Genomic DNA, 20,107 nt, shown 5'->3' with positions numbered 1-20,107 from the left:
CCCCCATTTTTCGAGCAGACTTCTGCGAGCCGAGCGGTCGAGGACCGGTACCGGCATTCTGCCCAGGACGGGGGTGAGGCTACGCCGGGAACAGCGCAGGGTGCCAGGAGCCGTTGAGGTCCGGTGCCAGCCAGCCGGGCGCCGCGGCGCGGAAGTCGGCGGGGTCCAGCGCGGCGGCCCGCTCCGGGAGGGCGCCCAGCAGCGGTACGCCCGCCGACGCGGGCAGGTCGGTCACATTGCAGCGGGAGGCGAGATCCGGGTCGGCGGGCCAGCTGCCGATGACGATCCCCGGGCAGTCCAGCCCCCGGGCGGTCAGTGCCTCGGTGGTCAGCGTGGCCGTATTGAGGGTGCCCAGCCCCGGATGCGCCACGACCAGGACCGGGGCGGCCAGCAGCCGGGCCGCGTCCGCGAGCGTCGAACCCTCCTCGTCGAAACGTACGAGCAGCCCGCCCGCGCCCTCGACGAGGACCAGATCGTGCTCGGTGGCCAGCTTCTCGGCCGCCTCCGCCACCTCGTGGGGACGGACCGTCGGCAGCCCGGAGCGGCGGGCCGCGGTGTCCGGGGCCAGCGGCTCGGGGTAGCGGGCGAGTTCGAGGGTGGTGACCGGGCCCGCGAGCCGGGCCACCTCGGCCACGTCGCCCCGCTCGTCCCCGGCGACCCCGGTCTGCGCGGGCTTGAGCACCGCGACCGACCGGCCGCGCGCCAGGGCCGCGGCGGCGACGGCCGCCGTGGTGACGGTCTTGCCGATCTCGGTGCCGGTGCCCGAGACGACCAGTACTGACATGTTCTTCCGTGCCTTTCGCTGGTTCCGCGCACGACCGCCCGGAGGGGAACCGCCGGGCGGCGGTGCGCGGCCGTCCCTGTCTCAGCCCGCCGCGACCGCGGCCGCCCGTACCGCGGCGCAGATCCGAGCCAGGTCGTCGTCGCCGGTGATGTACGGCGGCATGGTGTACAGCAGATCGCGGAACGGCCGCAGCCAGACGCCCTCGCGGACCGCGGCCCGGGACGCCGCGGCCATGCCCGCCGCGTCGAGCGGACGGTCCAGCTGCACCACGCCGATGGCGCCGAGCACCCGTACGTCCTGGACGCCCGGCAGTTCGAGCGCGTCCGCGAGACCGTCGCGCAGCCCCGTCTCGATCCGCTTGACCTCCTGCCGCCAGTCGTGGCCCAGCAGCAGATCGATCGAGGCGTTCGCGACGGCGGCGGCCAGCGGATTGCCCATGAAGGTCGGGCCGTGGGCCAGCACCGGCACCTCGCCGCGCGAGATGCCGTCCGCCACCCGCGAGGTGCACAAGGTGGCCGCCATGGTGAGATAACCACCGGTCAGCGCCTTGCCCAGACACATGACATCGGGGCTTGTCCCCGCGTGGCCGGCCGCGAAGAGCTCGCCCGATCGGCCGAAGCCGGTGGCGATCTCGTCGAACACCAGAAGGACGTCGTGCTCGTCGCACACCTCGCGCAGCAGCCGCAGCAGCGCGGGGGAGTGGAAGCGCATTCCGCCCGCGCCCTGGACCACCGGCTCCACGATCACCCCGGCCAGCTCATGGGCGTGCCGGGCCACCAGATCGCGCAGCCCCGCCTCGTAGGTCGGGTCGGGCGCGGCGTCGAAACCGGGCGGCGGGGCGTCCGCGAAGACCTGCTCGGGCAGCACCCCCGACCACAGCCGGTGCATCCCGCCGTCCGGATCGCAGACCGCCATCGGCTGCCAGGTGTCGCCGTGGTAACCGCCGCGCCAGGTCAGCATCCGCCGCTTCTCCGGACGGTTGAGCGACCGCCAGTACTGGAGGCACATCTTGAGCGCGACCTCGACCGACACCGAACCGGAGTCGGCCAGGAAGACATGGCGCAGTGGCTCGGGGGTGATCTCCACCAGCCGGGTGGCCAGCCGGACGGCGGGCTCGTGGGTGAGCCCGCCGAACATCACATGGCTCATCCGCCCCAGCTGACCGCGCGCGGCCTCGTTGAGCACCGGGTGGTTGTAGCCGTGGATGGCGGACCACCACGACGACATCCCGTCCACCAGCTCCCGGACGCCTTCGACCGGTTCGGCCAGCCGCAGCCGGACTCCGGCCGCGGACTCCACTATCAGCGGGTCCTCGCGGCCGGGCATCGGGCCGTAGGGGTGCCAGACGTGCTGTCGGTCCAGCTCCCGCAGCTCACCGGCGGACAGCGGCTCAGGCATTGGGCGGCAGATCCGTACCGACGCCCCGGCGGCGCACCGCGACCAGATCGGCGTGGGACTCCTCGCGTACTCCCACCGCGGCGGGCTCGGGTGCGGTCGCACCATCGCCGCACGGACCGCACCCGCCGCCCTCGGCGCCGTGCGAACCGCAGCCCCCGGCCGCCTCGGCGTGCGAGCCGCAGCCTCCGGCGGCCGCCGCGAGCGCGTCGGCACGGTGCCGGGGCAGGGTGGTGGTGTCGGTGCCCTCCACCTCGAAGCCCGCGTCGGCGATCATCGCCAGGTCTTCCTTGCCGGCCTGGCCCTCGGTGGTCAGATAGTCGCCGAGGAAGATCGAGTTCGCCAGGTTCAGCGCCAGCGGCTGGAGGCTGCGCAGATGGATCTCGCGTCCGCCCGCGAGCCGCACCTCCACGTCCGGGCAGACGAACCGCACCATGGCCAGGATCCGCAGACAGCGCTGCGGGCTGAGGTTCCAGTCCCCGGCCAGCGGGGTGCCCTCGATGGGGATCAGGAAGTTGACCGGCACCGAGTCCGGGTCCAGCTCGCGCAGCGAGAAGACCACGTCGACCAGGTCCTCGTCCGTCTCGCCCATGCCCGCGATCAGCCCGGAGCAGGCGGACATGCCGGCCGCCTGGGCCTGCTGCACCGTCGAGACCCGGTCGGCGTAGGTGTGGGTGGTGGTGATGTCGCCGTAGGTGGCCTCGGAGGTGTTGAGGTTGTGGTTGTAGGCGTTGGCACCGGCGTCCCGCAGCCGCTCCGCCTGGCCGTCGGACAGCAGCCCGAGACAGGCGCAGATCTCCACGTCCTGGTGCTGCTCCTTGATGGCGGCGATGGTCTGCGAGACCCGGTCCACATCCCGGTCCGTCGGCCCGCGTCCGCTGGCGACCAGGCACACCCGCTTGGCGCCGCCCGCGACCCCCGCGGTCGCCGCGGCGGCCGCCTGGTCCGGCTTCAGCCAGGTGTACTTGAGGATTTCCGAGGTCGAGCCGAGCCGCTGCGAACAGTACGAGCAGTCCTCGGGGCACAGGCCCGACTTGAGGTTGACCAGATAGTTGAGCTTCACCCGCCGCCCGAACCAGTGGCGGCGCACCTTGCCCGCGGCGGCCACCACATCGAGCACATCGTCATCGGAGGTCGCCAGTACGGCGAGCGCCTCTTCGCGGGTCGGCGATTCGCGCCGCAGCCCCTTGTCCACCAGCGTGTTCAGCAGGTCCATGGCGCCGATCCTGTCCTACGCCACGGCCTGCGGCAAAGGAGGAACCGTACAAGACCGCGCGTTGGGGGTGTGGGTATTGCCACACCCTGACCACGCATGGCGAGGACTACGTTCTATCCGGACCCCACAGTTGGTGCCCCGTGGAAGGCGAGGACAGCGCATGGCCGAGGACCGGCAGGACGACCCGTTCGAGTGGATCGACGCGCAAGCCGAGCGGCGCGCCCGCGCCGGACTGGTCCGCCGTCTGAGCCCCCGGCCCGCCGACTCCCCGCTGCTGGACCTGGCGAGCAACGACTATCTGGGGCTCGCCCGGCATCCGCAGGTCACGGCCGCCGCGGCGGAGGCGGCGCGGCACTGGGGCGCGGGGGCCACCGGGTCCCGGCTGGTCACCGGCTCCACCGAGCTGCACGCGGCGCTGGAGCAGGAACTCGCGGCGTTCTGCGGCTTCGAGGCGGCTTTGGTCTTCTCGTCCGGTTATGCCGCGAACCTGGCCGTTGTCTCCGCGCTCGGCGACCGTGACGCGCTGGTCGTCTCCGACGCGGGCAACCACGCGTCGCTCATCGACGGCTGTCGGCTCTCCCGCGCCGAGGTCGAGGTGGTGCCGCACGCCGACCCCGCCGCCGTACGCAAGGTCCTGGATGCCGAGGGGCGCGAGCCCGCAGGGGGACGGGGCCGCCGGGCGCTGGTGGTCACCGACTCGGTCTTCTCGGTCGACGGCGACGCCGCGCCACTGCCCGCGCTGGCCGCGGCCTGCCGCTCGCACGGCGCGGCACTGGTGGTGGACGACGCCCACGGGCTGGGGGTGCTCGGCGAGGGCGGCCGCGGCGCGGTGCACGCGGCCGGACTCGCGGGCGCGCCGCAGGTGGTGGTCACCGCCACCCTGTCGAAGTCGCTGGGCAGCCAGGGCGGCGTCGTCCTCGGGCCCGCCCGGGTGATCGAGCACCTGGTCAACGCCGCCCGCACCTTCATCTTCGACACCGGTCTGAACCCGGCCGCGGTGGGCGCGGCGCTGGCGAGTCTGCGGCTGCTGGCCCGGGAGCCGGAGCGGGCGGCCCGCGCGCGGACCGTCGCCACGGCGCTGCACGGCCGGCTGACCGCGGCGGGGCTGGCCGCCGTGCGGCCGGACGCCGCGGTGGTGTCGGTGCGGGCCCCGTCGCCGGAGCAGGCGGTGCGCTGGGCCGCGGACTGCCGGGCGGCCGGGCTGCTGGTGGGCTGTTTCCGCCCGCCGTCCGTCCCCGACGGCATCTCCCGGCTGCGGCTGACCGCACGCGCGGATCTGACGGACGAGCAGATCGAGCAGGCGGTCGGCGTGATCGTGGAGACCGCGCCGACCGCCTGACGGGTCAGCTCCCGGCGGCGTGGGAAGGGCCGGAGCCGAAACCGCCGCCGGACAGGCCCTCGAGGAACGAGGTCCAGCTCGACGGCGTGAACAGCAGGGCGGGGCCTGCCGTGTTCTTCGAGTCGCGCACGGCGAGCAGTCCGGAACCGAGCCGGGCCGTCTCGACGCAGTTGTTCATGCCGACGCTGTAGCTGCTGCGCAGCCAGCCGCCGGCCTCGACGGACGGGGTGGAAAGAGCGGACATGGTGGATGTGGCGGACAGTGCGGACATGGAGCCCCCTCAGGCGCCTCCCCCGATTTTGCTGATGAAGGTCAATGAGTCCTCAGGTGCCAGGGCGTGGGTGCGCAGCACGTCGAACGCGGCGCTGTACGCCCTGAGGTCTTCTTTCCGCTCCAGATAGAGGCTACTCGTCAGATGGTCGAGAACCACCACGTCGAGGTCAGTAATGTGCGGAAAAGAGAAGATAATGAACGGACTGGTAATGCCAATGGGCATTCCAGCGGAATATGGCAGTACCTGCAATCGCACCTGAGGCAGTTCTCCCAGCGCGGCCAGATGCCGGAGCTGAGCCGCCATCACCTCCGGCCCGCCGACCGCGCGGCGCAGCACCGCCTCGTCCAGCACCGCGTGCAGCCGCAGCGGTTCGCTGCCGTACAGCACCGACTGGCGGGCGATCCGCACTTCCACCAGCGCGTCCACCTGCGGCTGCGGCAGATTCGCCAGCGCCGCGCGGGTGACCGTCCGGGCGTAGTCCGGGGTCTGGAGCAGCCCGGGCACCACCGTGGTCTCCAGGGTGCACGCCTGGGACGCCTCCGCCTCCAGGCTGATGAAGTCCCGGTAGGCGGGCGGCAGCAGATCGCGGTAGGCGTACCACCAGCCGCGCCGTGACCCCTCCGGATCCGAGGCGCCCCCGCCGCACAGCGCCTCCAGCAGTGCCCGCAGATCGGGGTCGGCGACCCCGTACAGATCCAGCAGCCGTGCCACGTCAGCGGCCTTCGCTCCGCTGCGGCCGGTCTCGATCCGGCTCACCTTCGACTGATGCCAGCCCAGCAGCCGCGCGGCCTCACCACTGGTGAGCCCGGCCAGGTCGCGCTGGCGGCGAAGCTCCGCGCCCAGCTTGCGGCGGCGCACCGCCGGGCCGTACCGCATGAGTTCTACCTCCGTCCGCACCCAATGCGCGCCCTGTACCGCCCTCCGCTCCCCAGTCTGCCGCCCAAATCCGGTCTTCCGTAGCAGAGTTCACCGCTTCGGGCGACAGATATATGCATAACCCGGTGGATCGCCACCGTTACGGAGGGCATCGATGGCACTCTGACGCGTAAGCCCGCCGAGGCCGCTCAGGACACCCCTGACTTCGCGGCACCACCCGACGCGTCCGCGCCGCGCCCCCGGCGGAAAGGACAGGCCGCCATGGCAGATCACCAGGAAGCATCCGTCACTCTGCCGAGCGCCCCGGCCTCGGTCCCCGCGGCCCGCGCCTATGTGACGGACGTGCTGGCCGAATGGGGGCTCGGGGCGGGCGCTGAGGCCGCGGACACCGTGCGGCTCATCGTCTCCGAACTGGCCACCAACGCGGTCCAGCACACCGTGGGCCGGTCACCCACCTTCACCGTCGACCTCCGGCTGGACCACACCCGGCGGCTGGAGATCGGCGTCACCGACAGCCATCCCCGGTGGCCGAGACGGCTGCCCGCCGCCACCCAGCAGGACCACGGACGCGGCCTGGTCATCATCCGCTCCCTGGCCGCCGAATCGGGCGGCGACGTCTTCGTCACCCCCACCGCCGAGGGCGGCAAGACCGTGTGGATCGCGCTGCCCTGGACCGCGGCGGTCAACTGACGCACGCCTTCCGCACCGTGCCGCGGCCCCGTCACAGCACCCGCTCGACCCGCCCGGTTCCCGAACGCGCCTCGGCCAGCTCCCGGATCCGGGTGAAGACCCGGCCCGCGGCCGGGCCGATCAGATAGTGCGGCATGTCGCCGCGCTCGATCACCCCGTACGGACTCGCGCCCATGAGGTACGAGGAGTACAGGATCAGCCCGTCCGGGCGGCCCATGTCGATCCCGAGCGCCGAGAACCCCGGGAAGCCGTCCGTCTGGTAGACCCGCAAGCCGTCCGCCTCCACGCCGTAGCGCTCCTTGAACCGGCCGAACCGCTCCAGCGAATCCTTGATCTTCCGCGCCATGTCCTCCTCGTACTGGCGCGCCAGTGTGTCCGCCGCCTCCGAGGACGGGTCCAGCAGATAACAGCGGTAGGTGCCGCCGCGGCCCAACAGCCCCAGCACCGCGTCCCGGTAGCGGGCCGGGCGCTCGGTGGTCACCAGACGGCTGGAGGAGGTGCGCAGCGCGGTCCCCATGTCGAGGACCTCCTCCGACGCCGCGTCCAGCAGCCGCGCCTTCTCCTGCGAACTCGGCCGCTCGGGATACGCGTGCACCGGGGTGCCGTCGGCCAGCCCCCGGCCCGCCAGCCACGCCTTGGCCGCCGCGCCCGGCCCGCCGTCGCCCGCCATCAGATAGACGTGCTTGCCCTCATGGCTTCCCACCGGCGCGAACAGCTCCGCGAACGGACCGGCGGTGCGGTACACATCCTCCGACACCGCCAGACAGTCCGGCGGGGTCACCTTCTCCAGATGCGCCGCGAGATTGATGTCGGGGGAGTGGATCGCACCCGTCCGGCCCTCGCCGGTGTGCCGGATCACCCCCTTGTGCACCGCCATCCGCACATGCAGCTCACCGTCCACCCCGGCCTGGGCGAACTCGTCCCGCAGATGGCGCAGATCGAGGGTGAGAAAGGTCCGTGCCGCCTCCAGCGCCACATCGCGGGCCACGCTCTCGCTCTCGTCGTGGACCGCGAAGAACCCGCCGTCACCGCGCCAGCTCCACACATCACTGCGCGCGCAGCGGTACTGGGCGGAGAGCTGGGCGATCCGCCCCCGCATCCGCTCACGCAGCAGATCGAAGCCGTGGGCGGCCCGGTCCCTGGGGTTGGTGCGGACGATCGTCGAATACCCGGAGGTGTCGACGAAGACGAGATACACCTGGTCGTAGGTCCGGTCCGGCTGGAACTGCTCGGTCACCACGCTCCCCCTCCCGGTGCCGGCCGGCCCCCTGCCGGCACCGGTTTCACGCTAGCGCCTCGCCCCCACCCGCTCCAGGTGGCGAAAGACCCGGGCCCCTGCCCGGGGAAAGCTCCCCTTGGGTTCTAACGGTCCTCGCAACACCCGCGATCTGTGGGAGTTGCGAGGACCGTGGCCGTTGGACGGGATGATCTTGCGGGGTTGAGGGAGCGTTTCCTTGCGCGGCTGGATGCCGTGGGGAACGTGACCGTGGTGGCGCGTGAGCTGGGGGTGAACCGGAACACTGCCTTCGGCTGGGCCCGAAAGGCCGGACGGACCTCGGTGCGCCTGCCTCGGCGGCACCCCGGGCGCGACGAGTACGAGCGGCTTCGGGCCGCCGGTGTCGCACCTCGGGTGGCGGCCCTGCAGGTCGGGGTGAACGAGCGCACGGCCAAGGACTGGGACTGGGGCGTCAAGAAGACCGGCACCACGCGCACTTACGCTGACGGCCGCCGTGTCGACTACAGCACCGGGACCGTCACGATGTGCGGTGTGACCACGGCACCGGTGGGCCTGACGGCCCTGGAGAAGCAGCTTCACCCGCGGTTCCTAGCGCTCGCCGAGCGCGAGAAGATCCGCGATCTGCGCGCGGCGGGGCAGTCGCTGAGGGCGATCGGACGGGTCCTGGGACGGCCGGCGAGCACCATCAAGCGGGAGATCGACGCGAACTCGGGCAGCGAGGGCTACCAGCCCTACGCCGCCCACCGGGCAGCGGCAGCGCGCAGACCCCGGCCCAAGGAGCGCAAACTTGCTGCGCGAGGGACGGCTGCGCCGCTTCGTCCGGGACGGACTGCGCCAGCGGTGGTCACCGGCACAGATCTGCCACGCTCTACGGAGAGAGCATCCCGACGACGAGAGCATGCGGGTGAGCGTGGAGACGGTCTACCAGGCACTGTATTTCCAGGCCCGCGGCGGCCTGAAGCGGGAAGTGCAGGCCGCCATCCGTTCCGGCCGGACCCGCCGCAAACCGCGCCGGGACTCCCAGCGGCGCACGCCCCGGTTCATCGACCCGATGGTGATGATCAGCGACCGTCCCGCCGACGTCGAGGACCGGGCCGTGCCCGGTCACTGGGAAGGCGACCTGATCATCGGCGCGGGCGGGCGCTCCGCGATCGCCACCCTGGTCGAGCGCAGCACCCGTTACACCCTGCTGGTCCATCTGCCGGGCGGGGCCCACGACGCCGAGACCGTCCGCGACGGCCTCGTTGCCACGATCCAGACCCTGCCCGCCCACCTGCGCGGCTCCCTCACCTGGGACCAGGGCAGCGAGATGGCACGCCACAAGCAGTTCAGCATGGCCACCGGCATGCCCGTCTACTTCTGCGACCCCGCCAGCCCCTGGCAACGCGGCTCGAACGAGAACACCAACGGCCTCCTGCGCCAGTACTTCCCGAAAGGCACCGACCTCAGCGTCCACAGTCCCGAAGACCTCGAACACGTCGCCCAGGAACTCAACGGCCGCCCACGCAAGACGCTCGGCTGGGATACCCCAGCCGAGCGTCTACGTGATCTACTCACCACCTGAAACCAAGTGGTGTTGCGACGACCCCTTGAATCCAAGCCCTAGGCCAGCCCGCGCTCCACCGCGCTGCGCTCCACACAGAATTCATTGCCCTCGAGATCGGACATCACCACCCAGCCCAGCCCGTCCTCCGTGCGCCGGTCGTCGACGATCTTCGCGCCGAACCCGATGAGCCGGTCCACCTCGGCGTCCCGCGTGCCCGAAGGCGGCTGGATGTCGAGGTGGACACGGTTCTTGACGGTCTTGGCGTCCGGGACCCGCAGGAACAGCAGGCCGGGGACGCCGGGTTGGTCCGACACGATCAGCACCTCGTCATCGCCCGGGTCCGAGTCCTCCAGCGCGTAGCCGGTCAGCTGTGACCAGAACTGCGCCAGCCGGTACGGATCATGGGCGTCGAAGGTGATGTGCCGGACCGGGTTGAGGGAGGACATGCAGGTCTCCGAAGGTCGGGGCGGTGGTTCCGCGGCCCCGTCAACCTACTCCCGGCCACCGACAGCGCGGCCCGGATCAGCGCACCTCGCCGTACGAGACCTGCCGGGTCCAGATCCGCTCCAGCCGCACCACGGTGCCCGTCTTGGGCGCGTGCCAGATCCGGCCGTCGCCCGCGTACAGGCCGACGTGGTAAACACCGCCGCTGCCGTGGAAGAACACCAGGTCACCACGGGCGCGCGAGGAGGCCGTTATACGGCGCGTCCGGTTGTACTGCGCCGCCGCGGTACGCGGCAGCCGCTTCCCGGCCCGCTTGTACGCGTACTGCGTCAGCCCCGAGCAGTCGAAGCGGTGCGGTCCCGCCGCGCCGAGCACATAGGGCGCGCCCTTCTTCGACGCGGCGATCTGGAGCGCCCTGGCCGCGACGGTCGCCGCTTCCGCCTCCGGCGGCGACCCCGGCGCCGCGACGGTGCTGCCGACCGCGGCGAGGGTGAGGGCGGAGACGGCACTCGCCCGGGAGACCATCCTGGGGATCCGAATGTGCGCAGTCATCGCGCACCCCCTTCATGAACCGACCCCGCCCCGGATACTGCGGCGGGGTCTTGTCGTCCCAGGGATCGTCACGCATCCCGGCGGCCGGTTCCGCGTCAGCACGCCCAGATGTGACGGTGCTCACGGCTGGCCCGTTCGGGTGACTGCCCCTCCTCATCCCCACGGCCCTGACCAGGGGTGATCTCTGCTTCATCGCCATGCGGCGGCACTGGGCGCAAGTGGGCGGCGGTCGCTTCCCCGAATTCCGGCTACGCCGATCGGGCGACCCTTTCAGTTCCCCTGGGCCGGGGGCAGGGTGACCCGCCCGGCCCGCCGCTCCCCGTCCAGCACCCGCAGCGCCCGCGCCAGGGTGGCGGTGTGCAGGGCGCTCTCCCCGCGCTGGTGCATCAGCTCCAGCGCGTCACGCAGTGCGACGGCCCGGCCGACCAGCGCCTGGGCGGCGCGCAGACCGGCGTAGGTGTCCCCGGTGCGGGCCGGGTTCACCCGGCCGAGCAGGTCGACCGTCTCCAGATAGGCGTCGACCAGGCTCCCCTCCGCGCGGGTCAGCGCGGGCAGCGGGGGCAGCTCCGGCGGAAGCATCCCCGCTCACCTGGCCCCGTCGGCCGCGTCCGGCCCGCCGCGGCTCTCGGTGAGCCGGTCCACCAGCCCGTACGCCACCGCGGCCGGGGCGTCGAAGATCCGGTCGCGGTCGATATCGGCGCGGATCTCCTCGACGCTCCGGCCGGTGTGGCGGGCCAGCAGCTCCTCCAGCAGCGCCTGGCTGCGCAGCAACTCCGCGGCCTGGATCGCCAGATCGGAGGTGCTGCCCTGGACCGGCTCGCCGAAGGCGGCCTGGTGGAGCAGGACCCGGGCGCCGGGGAGCGCCAGGCGTTTGCCCGGCGTCCCCGCGGCGAGCAGCACCGCGGCGGAGGAGGCGGCCTGGCCCAGGCAGACCGTCTGGATGTCGCAGCGGACGAACCGCAGGGTGTCGTAGATCGCCGTCATGGCGGCGAACGAGCCGCCGGGGGAGTTGATGTACAGCGAGATGTCCTGGTCGGGGGCGGTGTGCTCGAGGTGGACAAGCTGGGCGATCACATCGTTGGCCGAGGTGTCGTCGACCGGGGTGCCGAGGAAGACGATGCGCTCGGCGAGGAGCTTGGCGTACGGATCCATGGTGCGGGCGCCCGAGCTGGTGCGTTCGGTGAACTCGGGCAGGACATGGCGCGCGGTCGGTCGTTCCATGGCGTCACCTCTCGGCGGCTCGCAAGGCGCTCTCTATAAAATGTACAGGACGTACATTTCGTTATCATGGTGAGCATGGCTTATGAGATTCCGGTGACGCAAGCCCGTGCTGAGCTCGCTGAGCTGATCAACCGCGTGGTGTACGGCGGGGAGAGGGTGGTCGTCACCCGCCACGGGAAGCCGCTCGTCGCCCTGGTCTCCGCCGCTGACCTGGAGCGACTCGAGGAGAACGGGACGGAGGCGGAGGAGTCGGTGATTCGTACCGTCTCCAGCGTGCGGTCCGCGTCGTCCGCTCAGGGCGAACGACGCCGCTTCGGCATCGCCGCCGAACACCGCGGCCCGGCCGCCGGGGATCGGCGACCGGGCCAGGAGAAGTGAGCTACGAGGCCGGCACCCGGCCGGCCCCACCAGGGCCTAGGAGCTGAGCGTCCAGATCGCGTTGGCGATCGCGTCGCTGTTCAGGTCCAGGGCCTTGTCGTCGATGTTCGACGTCTTGTCGCACGCGGAGTGGTAGCACGGGTCGAACGCCTCGCCCGCCTTGCCGCCCCACTTGTCCGCCTGCTCCTGGCTCTTGGTGGCCTCGGCGCCGGTGAACAGACCGCCGACCCGCACGCCCGCGTCCTTGAACGGCGCGTGGTCCGAGCGGCCGTCGCCCTCGGTCTCCGGGTCGGTCTTGATGTCCTTGGCCGCGAACCAGTCCGTGAAGACCTTCTCCAGCTCGGTGTCGTCGTCGTAGACGAAGTACCCCGGGTTGGGGGAGCCGAGCATGTCGAAGTTCAGATACGAGTCGATCTTCGACTTGTCGCCGGACGCCAGCTTCTCCACGTAGTGGGTGGAGCCGACCATGCCGTCCTCCTCGTCGCCCCACCAGGCGAACCGCAGGTGCTTGGCGGGCTTGAGGTCGGCCTTGGCCGCGGCGAGCGCGACCTCCAGGATCGCGGCGGAGCCCGATCCGTTGTCGTTGATTCCCGGGCCATCGGGGACCGAGTCCAGATGCGACCCGGCCATGACGACCTTGTCCTCGCTGCCGCCCGGCCAGTCGGCGATGAGGTTGTAGCCCTTCGCCCCGCCGTTGTCGAACTCCTGGATGGCGGTCTTGAACCCGGCGTCGTCCAGCTTCTTCTTGATGAAGTCCACGGACGCCTTGTAGCCGGGCTTGCCGTGGGCGCGGTTGCCGCCGTTGGCGTCCGCGATGGCCTGAAGTTCCTTCAGGTCTCCCTTGACGGCCTCGACATCAATGTCGGGCGCCGCCGCGGCGGTGGGGTCGGAGATGGTGGCCTGGGCCATCGACGCGCCGGACAGCAGGGCGCCGGCGAGGGCGGCACTGGCTCCGGCCGCGAGCACGCCACGGCGGATGGGCACTATTCGCTTCACTGTTGGGCTCCGTAGTGATGTGGGGGGATGGTGCGGAGCGGTGGATCATTTGTGCGCACATGAGAATCGACGCTCAACGGGCCCTCCGTCAAGGGCAGATATCGGACGGGCTGCACCGCCGAGCGGAGTGCCCCGCCCGACCTGCGACAACGCACCGCCTCACCGGCGTTGACACCGATCGAACGCCGTGCGACGGGAGGGGTGGTGCCCCTGGGCTGATGTTCACGTGTTGATAAAGAAACGGTGGTTTGCCCTGTACTCGGTGGTAAGCCAGACACAAGATTCCTCCTGACACTCTGTGATCATCGCCGCCACAAGCGGCGCAACCATGCAGGGGGATAACTACGTGAGACGCACAGCACTCTTCGGCGTAGCCGGTGGTGTGATGACCGGTGCGCTGATAACCGGGGCGCTGGCCGCCCCCATCGCGGGTGCCTCCGAGCGGACGCCGGGCGGCGCCGCCGAGGCACGCGGTGTTGCCATCGCCGCGGCCAAGGCCGCGAAGAAGGGTATCGACTGGAAGGACTGTCCGGCCGACTGGGGCCTGGCCAAGCCCATCCAGTGCGGCTACGTCACCGTGCCGCTGGACTATGCCAAGCCCAATGGCCGCAAGATCAAGATCGCGGTGGACCGTATCGGCAACACCGGTTCGGCCTCCGAGCGCCAGGGCTCGCTGGTCTACAACCCGGGCGGTCCGGGCGGCTCGGGCATGCGCTTCCCGACCCGGGTCACCAACAAGAACCCGCTGTGGGCGAAGGCATCGAAGGCGTACGACTTCGTCGGCTTCGACCCCCGCGGTGTCGGCCACTCCGCCCCCATCTCCTGTGTGGACCCGCAGGAGTTCGTGAAGGCGCCCAAGCTGGACCCGGTGCCCGACAGCGAGGCGGACAAGCGCGTCCAGCGCAAGCTGGCCAAGGAGTACGCGCAGGGCTGCAAGGAGCGCAGCGGCTGGATGCTGCCCCAGATGACGACGCCGAACACCGCGCGTGACATCGACGTCATCCGGGCCGCGCTCGGCGACAAGAAGCTCAACTACCTGGGCGTGTCCTACGGCACGTACATCGGCGGGGTCTACGCGACGCTGTTCCCGGACCATGTGCGTCGGCTGATCGTCGACAGCGTGGTCAACCCCTCGCGGGAGAAGATCTGGTACCAGGCCAACCTGGACCAGGACGTCGCCTTCGAGATGCGCTGGAACGACTGGAAGGCGTGGGTCGCCAAGAACGACGCCGCCTACCACATCGGCAACACCTCGGCCAAGGTCCAGAAGCAGTGGGACACACTGCGCGCGACCGCCAAGAAGAGCCCCATCGGCGGGGTCGTGGGCCCGGCCGAACTGCTCGGCTTCTTCCAGAGCGCGCCGTACTACGACTCCTCGTGGACCCAGGTCGCCCAGGTGTGGAGCGCCTACCTCGCCGGTGACAACAAGCCGCTGATCGAGGCCGCGGGCCCGGACATGTCCGACACCGCGGGCAACATCTCCGCGGAGAACGGCAACGCCGTCTACACCGCGGTGGAGTGCGCCGACACCAAGTGGCCGACCAGCTGGGCCAAGTGGGACCGGGACAACACCCGGCTGCACCGGGACTACCCCTTCCTGACCTGGTCCAACGCCTGGATGAACCTGCCGTGCGCCACCTGGGGTGCCAAGCAGCACACCCCGCTGGAGGTGGGTGCGGCCAAGGGCCTGCCCAAGACCCTCATCGTGCAGAGCACCCGCGACGCCGCGACCCCGTACGACGGCGCCGTGGAGCTGCACAAGCGGCTCAAGGGCTCGCGCCTGATCACCGAGAAGGACGCCGGTTCGCACGGTGTCACCGGTCTGGTCAACGCGTGCATCAATGACCGGGTGGACGCCTACCTGCTCAAGGGCACGGTGGACGCCAAGGACGTGACGTGCGGTCCGCACGCCACGCCGGTGCCCGCGACGTCCGGCTCGGCCGCCAGGGCGGCCCGGGCGGCGAAGGCCGCGAAGGCCACCGCCGTCAAGTGACGGCCTCCGGGTTCGGTTCCGTACGTGTCGGCGCGTACGGAACCGGGCCCGGTCCCGTTCCGGTGGTCAGACGGCTCGGCCGTGCGTGCCCAGCCACGCGTCCTCGGCCGCGTAGTCGAACAGATCGACCTTCGGCCCGTAGACCGCGGCCATCTCCGGGAACGCGGCGGGCCACCCCCCGCGGTCCGTGAGCCGCCGGGCCAGCCACTCCACCGTCTCCGGCAGCGACTCGGCGTATCCGGTCACCGGGCGGTAGCCCAACTCCCGCTCCGCCGCCGTCATGTCGTAGATCACCGGGTGGGGGGTGCTCCACGGGGTGATGCCCACCTGCGGGCTCGGCGGTTCGCCGTCGATCAGCACCAGCTCACTGCGCGCCCCCATCACGGCGTCCACCGCGGCGGCGATGTCGGCCACCGTCGGCGCCTGCGGATCACCCGCGTTGAGCACCCGCGACCCGGGCCGCTGGGCGGCCAGCCGCACCAGCTCCGCGAGATTGTCCACGTGCACCGGGTGGAACCGGCTGCGGCCGCCGTACGCCAGGACGCGCACCGGCCGTCCGTCGAGCACCCGCTTGACGAAGTACAGCTCCCGCGGGGTACGGCAGTGCGGACCGTGGATCGCCCCCGCCCGCAGCAGCGTGACCGGCAGCCGGTCGCCCGCGGCCAGCAACTCCCGCTCCAGGGCGATCTTGCGGGTCCCGGCGGTGTCCCCCGGGGGCACGGTGCGCTGGGACTCGGGGATCGGCACCGGGTAGACCGGGGCACCGTCCGGCCGGCCCATTGTCCCGAAGCCGCGCCCCCGGTCGTCCTCGTACACCGCGCCGCTGGAGATCACCACAGCTGAACCGATCCGGTCCGCGAGGCCCAGCAACTGCCGAGCGTGCGCCCGGTCGTAGGCGACACAGTCCAGCAGCACATCGCAGCCGTCCCCGACCAGCGCGGCCACCGCCGCGTCGTCCTCCCGGTCCAGGGCCACGCTCACCACGTCCTCGGGCCAGCGTTCGTCACGGCCCCCGCCGCGGGAGGCGGCCCGCACCCGCAGGCCCTCGGCGGCCAGCGCCCGCACCGCCGCCCGTCCGATCTGCCCCGTCGCCCCGATCACACATATCTCTCCTGTGGTCATGCCGGGACGCTACGGTCCGCCGGGCGGTGCGGCCAGGGCACTTCGCCGGTGGCAGATTCGCCGTCAGCGCAGTGTGCGAGGGTGCCGCCGGGACCGTTCGGCCTTGACGTCCGAGGCGTAGGCGTCGACGTACTCCTGTCCGGACAGCCGCAGGATCTCGTACATGATCTCGTCGGTGACGGCCCGCAGTACGGTGCGCTCGTCCTCCAGCCCGGCGTAGCGCGAGAACTCCAGCGGTGCACCGAACCGGATGGTCACCCGGCGGATACGGGGCACCAGACGCCCCGGTGGCTGGATCTCGAAGGTGCCCACCATGGCACACGGGATCACCGGCGCTCCGGCGGTGAGCGCCATCGCCGCCACCCCGGTTCGCCCCTTGTAGAGCCGTCCGTCGTGCGAGCGGGTGCCCTCCGGATAGATCCCCAGCAACCGGCCCTTGCGCAGCACCGCGAGCCCCGAGCGCAGCGCCGCCTCGGCCGCCTTGCCACCGGTGCGGTCCACCGGGATCTGACCGGCGCCGCGGAAGAACGCCGCCGTCAGCCGCCCCTTGAGGCCCCGCCCGGTGAAGTACTCCGCCTTGGCGAGGAAGGTGATGCGGCGCGGCACGATCGCGGGCATCAGAAAATGATCGGAGAACGACAGGTGATTCCCGGCGACGATGGCGGCGCCCTCGGCCGGGATGTGCTCGATCCCCTCCACCCGGGGCCGGAAGAGAAGCCTCAGCAACGGCCCCAACAGCACGTATTTGAGCATCTGGTAGAACACGGCGACCGCCCTCCACACCTTTGTGGCCAACCGACCGACTCTACAACCCGGGTACCCCCTCGGGGAGTCACGCCGCAATGTCCGTAATCATCGGGAATGAACCGCCTTTTACGGGTGTGGGGTTTCGAGGCGCAGAGGAAGCTGAATGAATCTGATCGATTCTTCGCGCTGACTGAATTCGCTCTCCAGTGCAATTCCGAGAAAAAAGCATCTTCGTCTTGATGTCCGATGAAAGCGCTATGCTCCAGGGCCCATAGCGAGCTCCTCGCACGCATTTTCTTCCGCTCTTATTAAGGAAGCCAATGGTTTTCGCTGGCGCCTCACCCGGAGGCCGACGGCCCGCCTCCGCGCTCCTGTGGGTCCTTCCTCCCGCCGCGACGGCGGCCTGCACGGCCCTCGCCGTGGCCGCGGTTCCGGCCGGGGCACGTACGGCGGTCGCCTGGTGCGGGGTGGTGGCGACGCTGGTGGTGGCCGTGGCGGCGGCCGAGTCGATGCGCCGTGGCCGTCTCATCGCCACCCTGCGCGAACGCTTCGCCGCCCAGGAGGACGGACTCCGCCGCCGGCTGGTGGAACAGGAGGAGGAGACCCGGCGGCTGGCCCGCGATCTGCTGCCCGCCGCGGTGGCCCGGTTGCAGCGCGGCAGCATGGTCGACGAGGTCATGAAGGACATCGACCACGCGCCCGACCTCGACCCCGACTTCGAATCCGCTCACCGGGCCCTGCTGCGCGCGGTGCTGGAGACCGTGCGGGCCGAGGAGGACCTGCGGGACGCCGCACAGCGGGCGTTCGTCAACATCGCCCGCCGGGTGCAGGCCATCGTCCACCAACAGGCCCAGGACCTGCGGGAGCTGGAGGACAAGCACGGCGCGGACCCCGAGGTCTTCGAGGACCTGCTCCATATCGACCACGGCAACGCCCTGGTCGGCAGGCTGGCGGACAGTATCGCGGTGCTGGGCGGCTCCCGCCCGGGGCGCCAGTGGCAGAAGGAGGTGCCGCTGTTCAATGTGCTCCGCGGTGCCATGTCGCGCATCCTCGAGTACCAGCGGGTGGATCTGCACTCGGTCGCGGACGTCGCCATCGTCGGACCCTCGGTGGAGCCGCTGATCCACGCTCTGGCCGAACTGCTGGACAACGCCACCCGCTACTCACCGCCCAAGACCCGGGTGCATCTCACCGCCATCGAGGTCCAGTCGGGCATCGCCATCGAGATCGAGGACGCCGGGGTCGGGCTGTCCGCCGAAGCGCGCCGCCGCACCGAACTGGTGCTGGCCCAGGCGTCGACCGGACTGGACCTCAACGACCTGGGCGAGACACCCCGGCTGGGCCTCGCCGTGGTCGGGCGGCTCGCGCTGAAGTACCGGTTCCAGATCTCCCTGCGGCCCTCGGCGTACGGCGGGGTGCGCGCCGTGCTGGTGGTACCGCAGGACATCACCTGCCCCACCCCCGCGCCCGGCGGAGCCATCGCCCGCGCCGCCAAGCTGCCGCCGCCCAAGCCGGTCAAACGCGCGACGCCGACACCGATGCCCGCGCGGGCCGCCAAACCCGCCCCGGACCACCCCGGGTTCCGCCAGAACGGCGCCGGACTGCCGCAGCGCCGCCGCCGGATGCCGGTCGTGACGCCCCCCATCCGGGTCGACGCACCGCCCGCGGCCTCCGCGCCCGCCGCCGCCCGGCCCGCCGCACCGGCCACGCCGCGGGTGCAGCCGGGGATGTGGCTGGCCGCGTTCCACAAGGGCCTCTCCGGTGAGCCCGCGGACTCCGCCGGCGACACGGACACCACGTCGCCCCCCTCGGGCCCCTGCGGTTCCTCAGACCCCTCAGCCCCCTCGAACAAGGATGAATAGCCAAGTGAGGCAAGCGCGGTTCAACATGGACTGGATGCTCCGGGACCTGGCGTCCAGCGTTCCCCAGACCCGCCACGTGGTCCTGCTCTCCTCGGACGGCCTGTGCATGGCGCAGGTCGGGACCGACGACGACACCGCCGACCGGCTGGCCGCCGCCTGCGCGGGACTGCAGAGCCTGTCGACCGCCATCGCCGCCGAATTCCCCGAAGGCGACGGGCGGATGCGGCTGGTGGTCATCGAGGTCGGCGGCGGGTTCTTCTATCTGATGGCCGCCGGAGTCAGCTCGTACCTCGCGGTGCTCGCCGAGGAGAGTGTGGACGCGGGGCTGATGGGCCAGTGCATGAGAGACCTGGTCGCCCGGCTCGGAGAACATCTGAGCAGCCCGCCCCGTGTCGACGGGCTGACATGACCGGGCCGGACAGGGGCGGGCCGGACAAGGGATGGGACGAGGGCGGCCCCGAGCGGCTGTACACCGTCACCCGTGGCCGTGCGCACCAGCCCGACCGGACCACCGTCGAACTGGTCAGCCTGATCGTGGCGCGGGTCGAACCGGAACCCGGGATGCAGCCCGAGATCGCCGCGGTGCTGAGGATGTGTCAGTTCCCGCTCTCCGTGGCGGAGATCTCCGCGTATCTGGTGCTGCCCGTCTCCACCGTCTCCGTGATCCTCGCGGGACTGCTCAGGGACCACCAGGTGGAAGCGCGGGCGCCGGTCCCCGCCGCCGTGCTGCCCGACCCCGAACTGCTCCAGGCGGTGATGCATGGACTACAAAATCTCTGACGGAAGCGGCAACATCGGGGGAAGCGGCGGCATCGGCGGGATCGTCGGGCCGCGCAGCGAGGACACCCTCCCCGCCTCCGCGGCGGCGGCCGTCAAGGTGGTGATCGTCGGAGGGTTCGGCGTCGGCAAGACGACCATGGTCGGCTCGGTGAGCGAGATCCGCCCGCTGACCACCGAGGAGACCATGACCCAGGCCGGGGTCGGCGTCGACGACCTCGCCGGGGTGGAGCGCAAGACCGAGACCACCGTGGCCATGGACTTCGGCCGGATCAGCCTCAACGAACGGCTGGTGCTCTATCTCTTCGGCACCCCCGGCCAGGAACGCTTCTGGTTCCTGTGGAACGGCCTCTTCGAGGGCGCGCTCGGCGCCGTGGTCCTCCTCGACACCCGCAGGCTCGAGGTCAGCTTTGACGTGGTCGGCCGGCTCGAGGAGCGCGGAGTGCCGTTCGTGGTGGCGGTCAACGCCTTCCCCGAGGCGCCCGTGTACCCCATGACGGAGCTGCGCGCGGCCCTGGACCTGTCCGACGACGTCCCGATGATCGACTGCGATGCCCGCGACCGCGGCTCCAGCCGCGACACCCTCATCACCCTCGTGAGCTATCTGCAAGCCCTCACCACCATGACCCCGGAGACACCGTGACCCTTCCCGCCGATC

General features: G+C 71.2%; 21 protein-coding genes and 1 pseudogene. 9 read left to right on the top strand and 13 right to left on the bottom strand.

From position 1 onward, the window contains the following. Positions 1-79: 79 nt before the first annotated feature. The 3 genes from bioD to bioB all read right to left on the bottom strand — a co-directional run bounded on the left by bioD (position 80) and on the right by bioB (position 3,395). Complete coding sequence (bioD, locus tag HUT19_RS05130) at positions 80-784, bottom strand: dethiobiotin synthase (RefSeq protein ID WP_176179291.1); 705 nt, start codon at positions 782-784, stop codon at positions 80-82. 81 nt (positions 785-865) lie between these two features. Next, positions 866-2,182, bottom strand: a complete 1,317-nt coding sequence (locus HUT19_RS05125; protein WP_176179290.1) for an adenosylmethionine--8-amino-7-oxononanoate transaminase — start codon at positions 2,180-2,182, stop codon at positions 866-868. After that, on the bottom strand, positions 2,175-3,395 hold the full coding sequence (gene bioB, locus HUT19_RS05120) for a biotin synthase BioB (RefSeq protein WP_176179289.1): 1,221 nt from the start codon (positions 3,393-3,395) through the stop codon (positions 2,175-2,177). Before bioB ends, HUT19_RS05125 begins: the two co-directional genes overlap by 8 nt. A gap of 160 nt (positions 3,396-3,555) precedes the next feature. On the opposite strand from bioB, the gene HUT19_RS05115 reads away from it, so the two are divergent. Continuing rightward, positions 3,556-4,734, top strand: coding sequence for an 8-amino-7-oxononanoate synthase (locus HUT19_RS05115; protein ID WP_176179288.1), 1,179 nt, complete (start codon positions 3,556-3,558; stop codon positions 4,732-4,734). A gap of 4 nt (positions 4,735-4,738) precedes the next feature. Here HUT19_RS05115 and HUT19_RS05110 read toward each other — a convergent pair whose 3' ends face one another. Further along, entirely contained in the window at positions 4,739-4,978 is a 240-nt protein-coding gene (locus HUT19_RS05110; RefSeq protein ID WP_176186500.1) for a DUF397 domain-containing protein, read from the bottom strand. Positions 4,979-5,014: 36 nt separating this feature from the next. Further along, complete coding sequence (locus tag HUT19_RS05105; RefSeq protein WP_176179287.1) at positions 5,015-5,884, bottom strand: helix-turn-helix transcriptional regulator; 870 nt, start codon at positions 5,882-5,884, stop codon at positions 5,015-5,017. A 261-nt stretch (positions 5,885-6,145) separates the two neighbouring features. Here HUT19_RS05105 and HUT19_RS05100 point away from each other — a divergent pair, with 261 nt between their 5' ends. Beyond that, positions 6,146-6,574: an ATP-binding protein gene (locus HUT19_RS05100; RefSeq protein ID WP_176179286.1), complete on the top strand. Its 429-nt coding sequence runs from the start codon at positions 6,146-6,148 to the stop codon at positions 6,572-6,574. 31 nt (positions 6,575-6,605) lie between these two features. Here the strand turns inward: HUT19_RS05100 and HUT19_RS05095 are convergent, their stop codons facing one another. Further along, the gene (locus HUT19_RS05095; protein WP_254885446.1) at positions 6,606-7,811 is read right to left on the bottom strand and encodes a hypothetical protein; all 1,206 of its coding nucleotides are present in this window, start codon (positions 7,809-7,811) and stop codon (positions 6,606-6,608) included. A 522-nt stretch (positions 7,812-8,333) separates the two neighbouring features. Here HUT19_RS05095 and HUT19_RS05090 point away from each other — a divergent pair. Then, positions 8,334-9,375 (top strand): annotated as a pseudogene (locus HUT19_RS05090) (IS30 family transposase). 38 nt (positions 9,376-9,413) lie between these two features. Here HUT19_RS05090 and HUT19_RS05085 read toward each other — a convergent pair. From HUT19_RS05085 to HUT19_RS05070, 4 genes are all read right to left on the bottom strand, one after another. After that, positions 9,414-9,803, bottom strand: a complete 390-nt coding sequence (locus HUT19_RS05085; RefSeq protein WP_176179284.1) for a VOC family protein — start codon at positions 9,801-9,803, stop codon at positions 9,414-9,416. Positions 9,804-9,879: 76 nt separating this feature from the next. Then, positions 9,880-10,353 (bottom strand): C40 family peptidase, encoded by a 474-nt coding sequence (locus HUT19_RS05080; protein ID WP_176179283.1) that lies wholly within the window; start codon positions 10,351-10,353, stop codon positions 9,880-9,882. A 270-nt stretch (positions 10,354-10,623) separates the two neighbouring features. Further along, on the bottom strand, positions 10,624-10,932 hold the full coding sequence (locus HUT19_RS05075) for a hypothetical protein (RefSeq protein WP_176179282.1): 309 nt from the start codon (positions 10,930-10,932) through the stop codon (positions 10,624-10,626). 6 nt (positions 10,933-10,938) lie between these two features. Next, complete coding sequence (locus HUT19_RS05070; protein ID WP_176179281.1) at positions 10,939-11,574, bottom strand: ATP-dependent Clp protease proteolytic subunit; 636 nt, start codon at positions 11,572-11,574, stop codon at positions 10,939-10,941. 75 nt (positions 11,575-11,649) lie between these two features. On the opposite strand from HUT19_RS05070, the gene HUT19_RS05065 reads away from it, so the two are divergent. Then, positions 11,650-11,952 (top strand): type II toxin-antitoxin system Phd/YefM family antitoxin, encoded by a 303-nt coding sequence (locus HUT19_RS05065; RefSeq protein WP_176179280.1) that lies wholly within the window; start codon positions 11,650-11,652, stop codon positions 11,950-11,952. 36 nt (positions 11,953-11,988) lie between these two features. Here HUT19_RS05065 and HUT19_RS05060 read toward each other — a convergent pair whose 3' ends face one another. Continuing rightward, a complete protein-coding gene (locus tag HUT19_RS05060) occupies positions 11,989-12,948 on the bottom strand; it encodes a M28 family metallopeptidase (protein WP_176179279.1) in 960 nt (319 codons plus the stop codon). A gap of 385 nt (positions 12,949-13,333) precedes the next feature. Here HUT19_RS05060 and HUT19_RS05055 point away from each other — a divergent pair, with 385 nt between their 5' ends. Further along, a complete protein-coding gene (locus tag HUT19_RS05055) occupies positions 13,334-14,941 on the top strand; it encodes an alpha/beta hydrolase (RefSeq protein ID WP_176186498.1) in 1,608 nt (535 codons plus the stop codon). 66 nt (positions 14,942-15,007) lie between these two features. Here HUT19_RS05055 and HUT19_RS05050 read toward each other — a convergent pair whose 3' ends face one another. Together HUT19_RS05050 and HUT19_RS05045 are read right to left on the bottom strand one after the other, a co-directional pair. Then, on the bottom strand, positions 15,008-16,063 hold the full coding sequence (locus HUT19_RS05050) for an NAD(P)-dependent oxidoreductase (protein ID WP_176179278.1): 1,056 nt from the start codon (positions 16,061-16,063) through the stop codon (positions 15,008-15,010). Positions 16,064-16,126: 63 nt separating this feature from the next. Next, complete coding sequence (locus HUT19_RS05045; protein ID WP_176186495.1) at positions 16,127-16,828, bottom strand: 1-acyl-sn-glycerol-3-phosphate acyltransferase; 702 nt, start codon at positions 16,826-16,828, stop codon at positions 16,127-16,129. A gap of 302 nt (positions 16,829-17,130) precedes the next feature. On the opposite strand from HUT19_RS05045, the gene HUT19_RS05040 reads away from it, so the two are divergent. From HUT19_RS05040 to HUT19_RS05025, 4 genes are read left to right on the top strand one after another with little or no spacing between them, the layout of a single operon-like run. Further along, a complete protein-coding gene (locus tag HUT19_RS05040) occupies positions 17,131-18,672 on the top strand; it encodes an ATP-binding protein (RefSeq protein WP_176179277.1) in 1,542 nt (513 codons plus the stop codon). Then, positions 18,665-19,081, top strand: coding sequence for a roadblock/LC7 domain-containing protein (locus HUT19_RS05035; protein WP_176179276.1), 417 nt, complete (start codon positions 18,665-18,667; stop codon positions 19,079-19,081). The genes HUT19_RS05040 and HUT19_RS05035 overlap by 8 nt, the downstream gene beginning before the upstream one ends. Continuing rightward, a complete protein-coding gene (locus tag HUT19_RS05030; RefSeq protein WP_176179275.1) occupies positions 19,078-19,452 on the top strand; it encodes a DUF742 domain-containing protein in 375 nt (124 codons plus the stop codon). Before HUT19_RS05035 ends, HUT19_RS05030 begins: the two co-directional genes overlap by 4 nt. Beyond that, positions 19,433-20,092: an ATP/GTP-binding protein gene (locus HUT19_RS05025; RefSeq protein ID WP_254885445.1), complete on the top strand. Its 660-nt coding sequence runs from the start codon at positions 19,433-19,435 to the stop codon at positions 20,090-20,092. Before HUT19_RS05030 ends, HUT19_RS05025 begins: the two co-directional genes overlap by 20 nt. Positions 20,093-20,107: the final 15 nt, after the last annotated feature.

The sequence above is a fragment of the Streptomyces sp. NA02950 genome (assembly GCF_013364155.1).
Classification (GTDB): Bacteria; Actinomycetota; Actinomycetes; order Streptomycetales; family Streptomycetaceae; genus Streptomyces.
The sequence above is the reverse complement of the archived record's forward strand: the minus strand, read 5'-3'. Positions and strand labels throughout refer to the sequence as shown.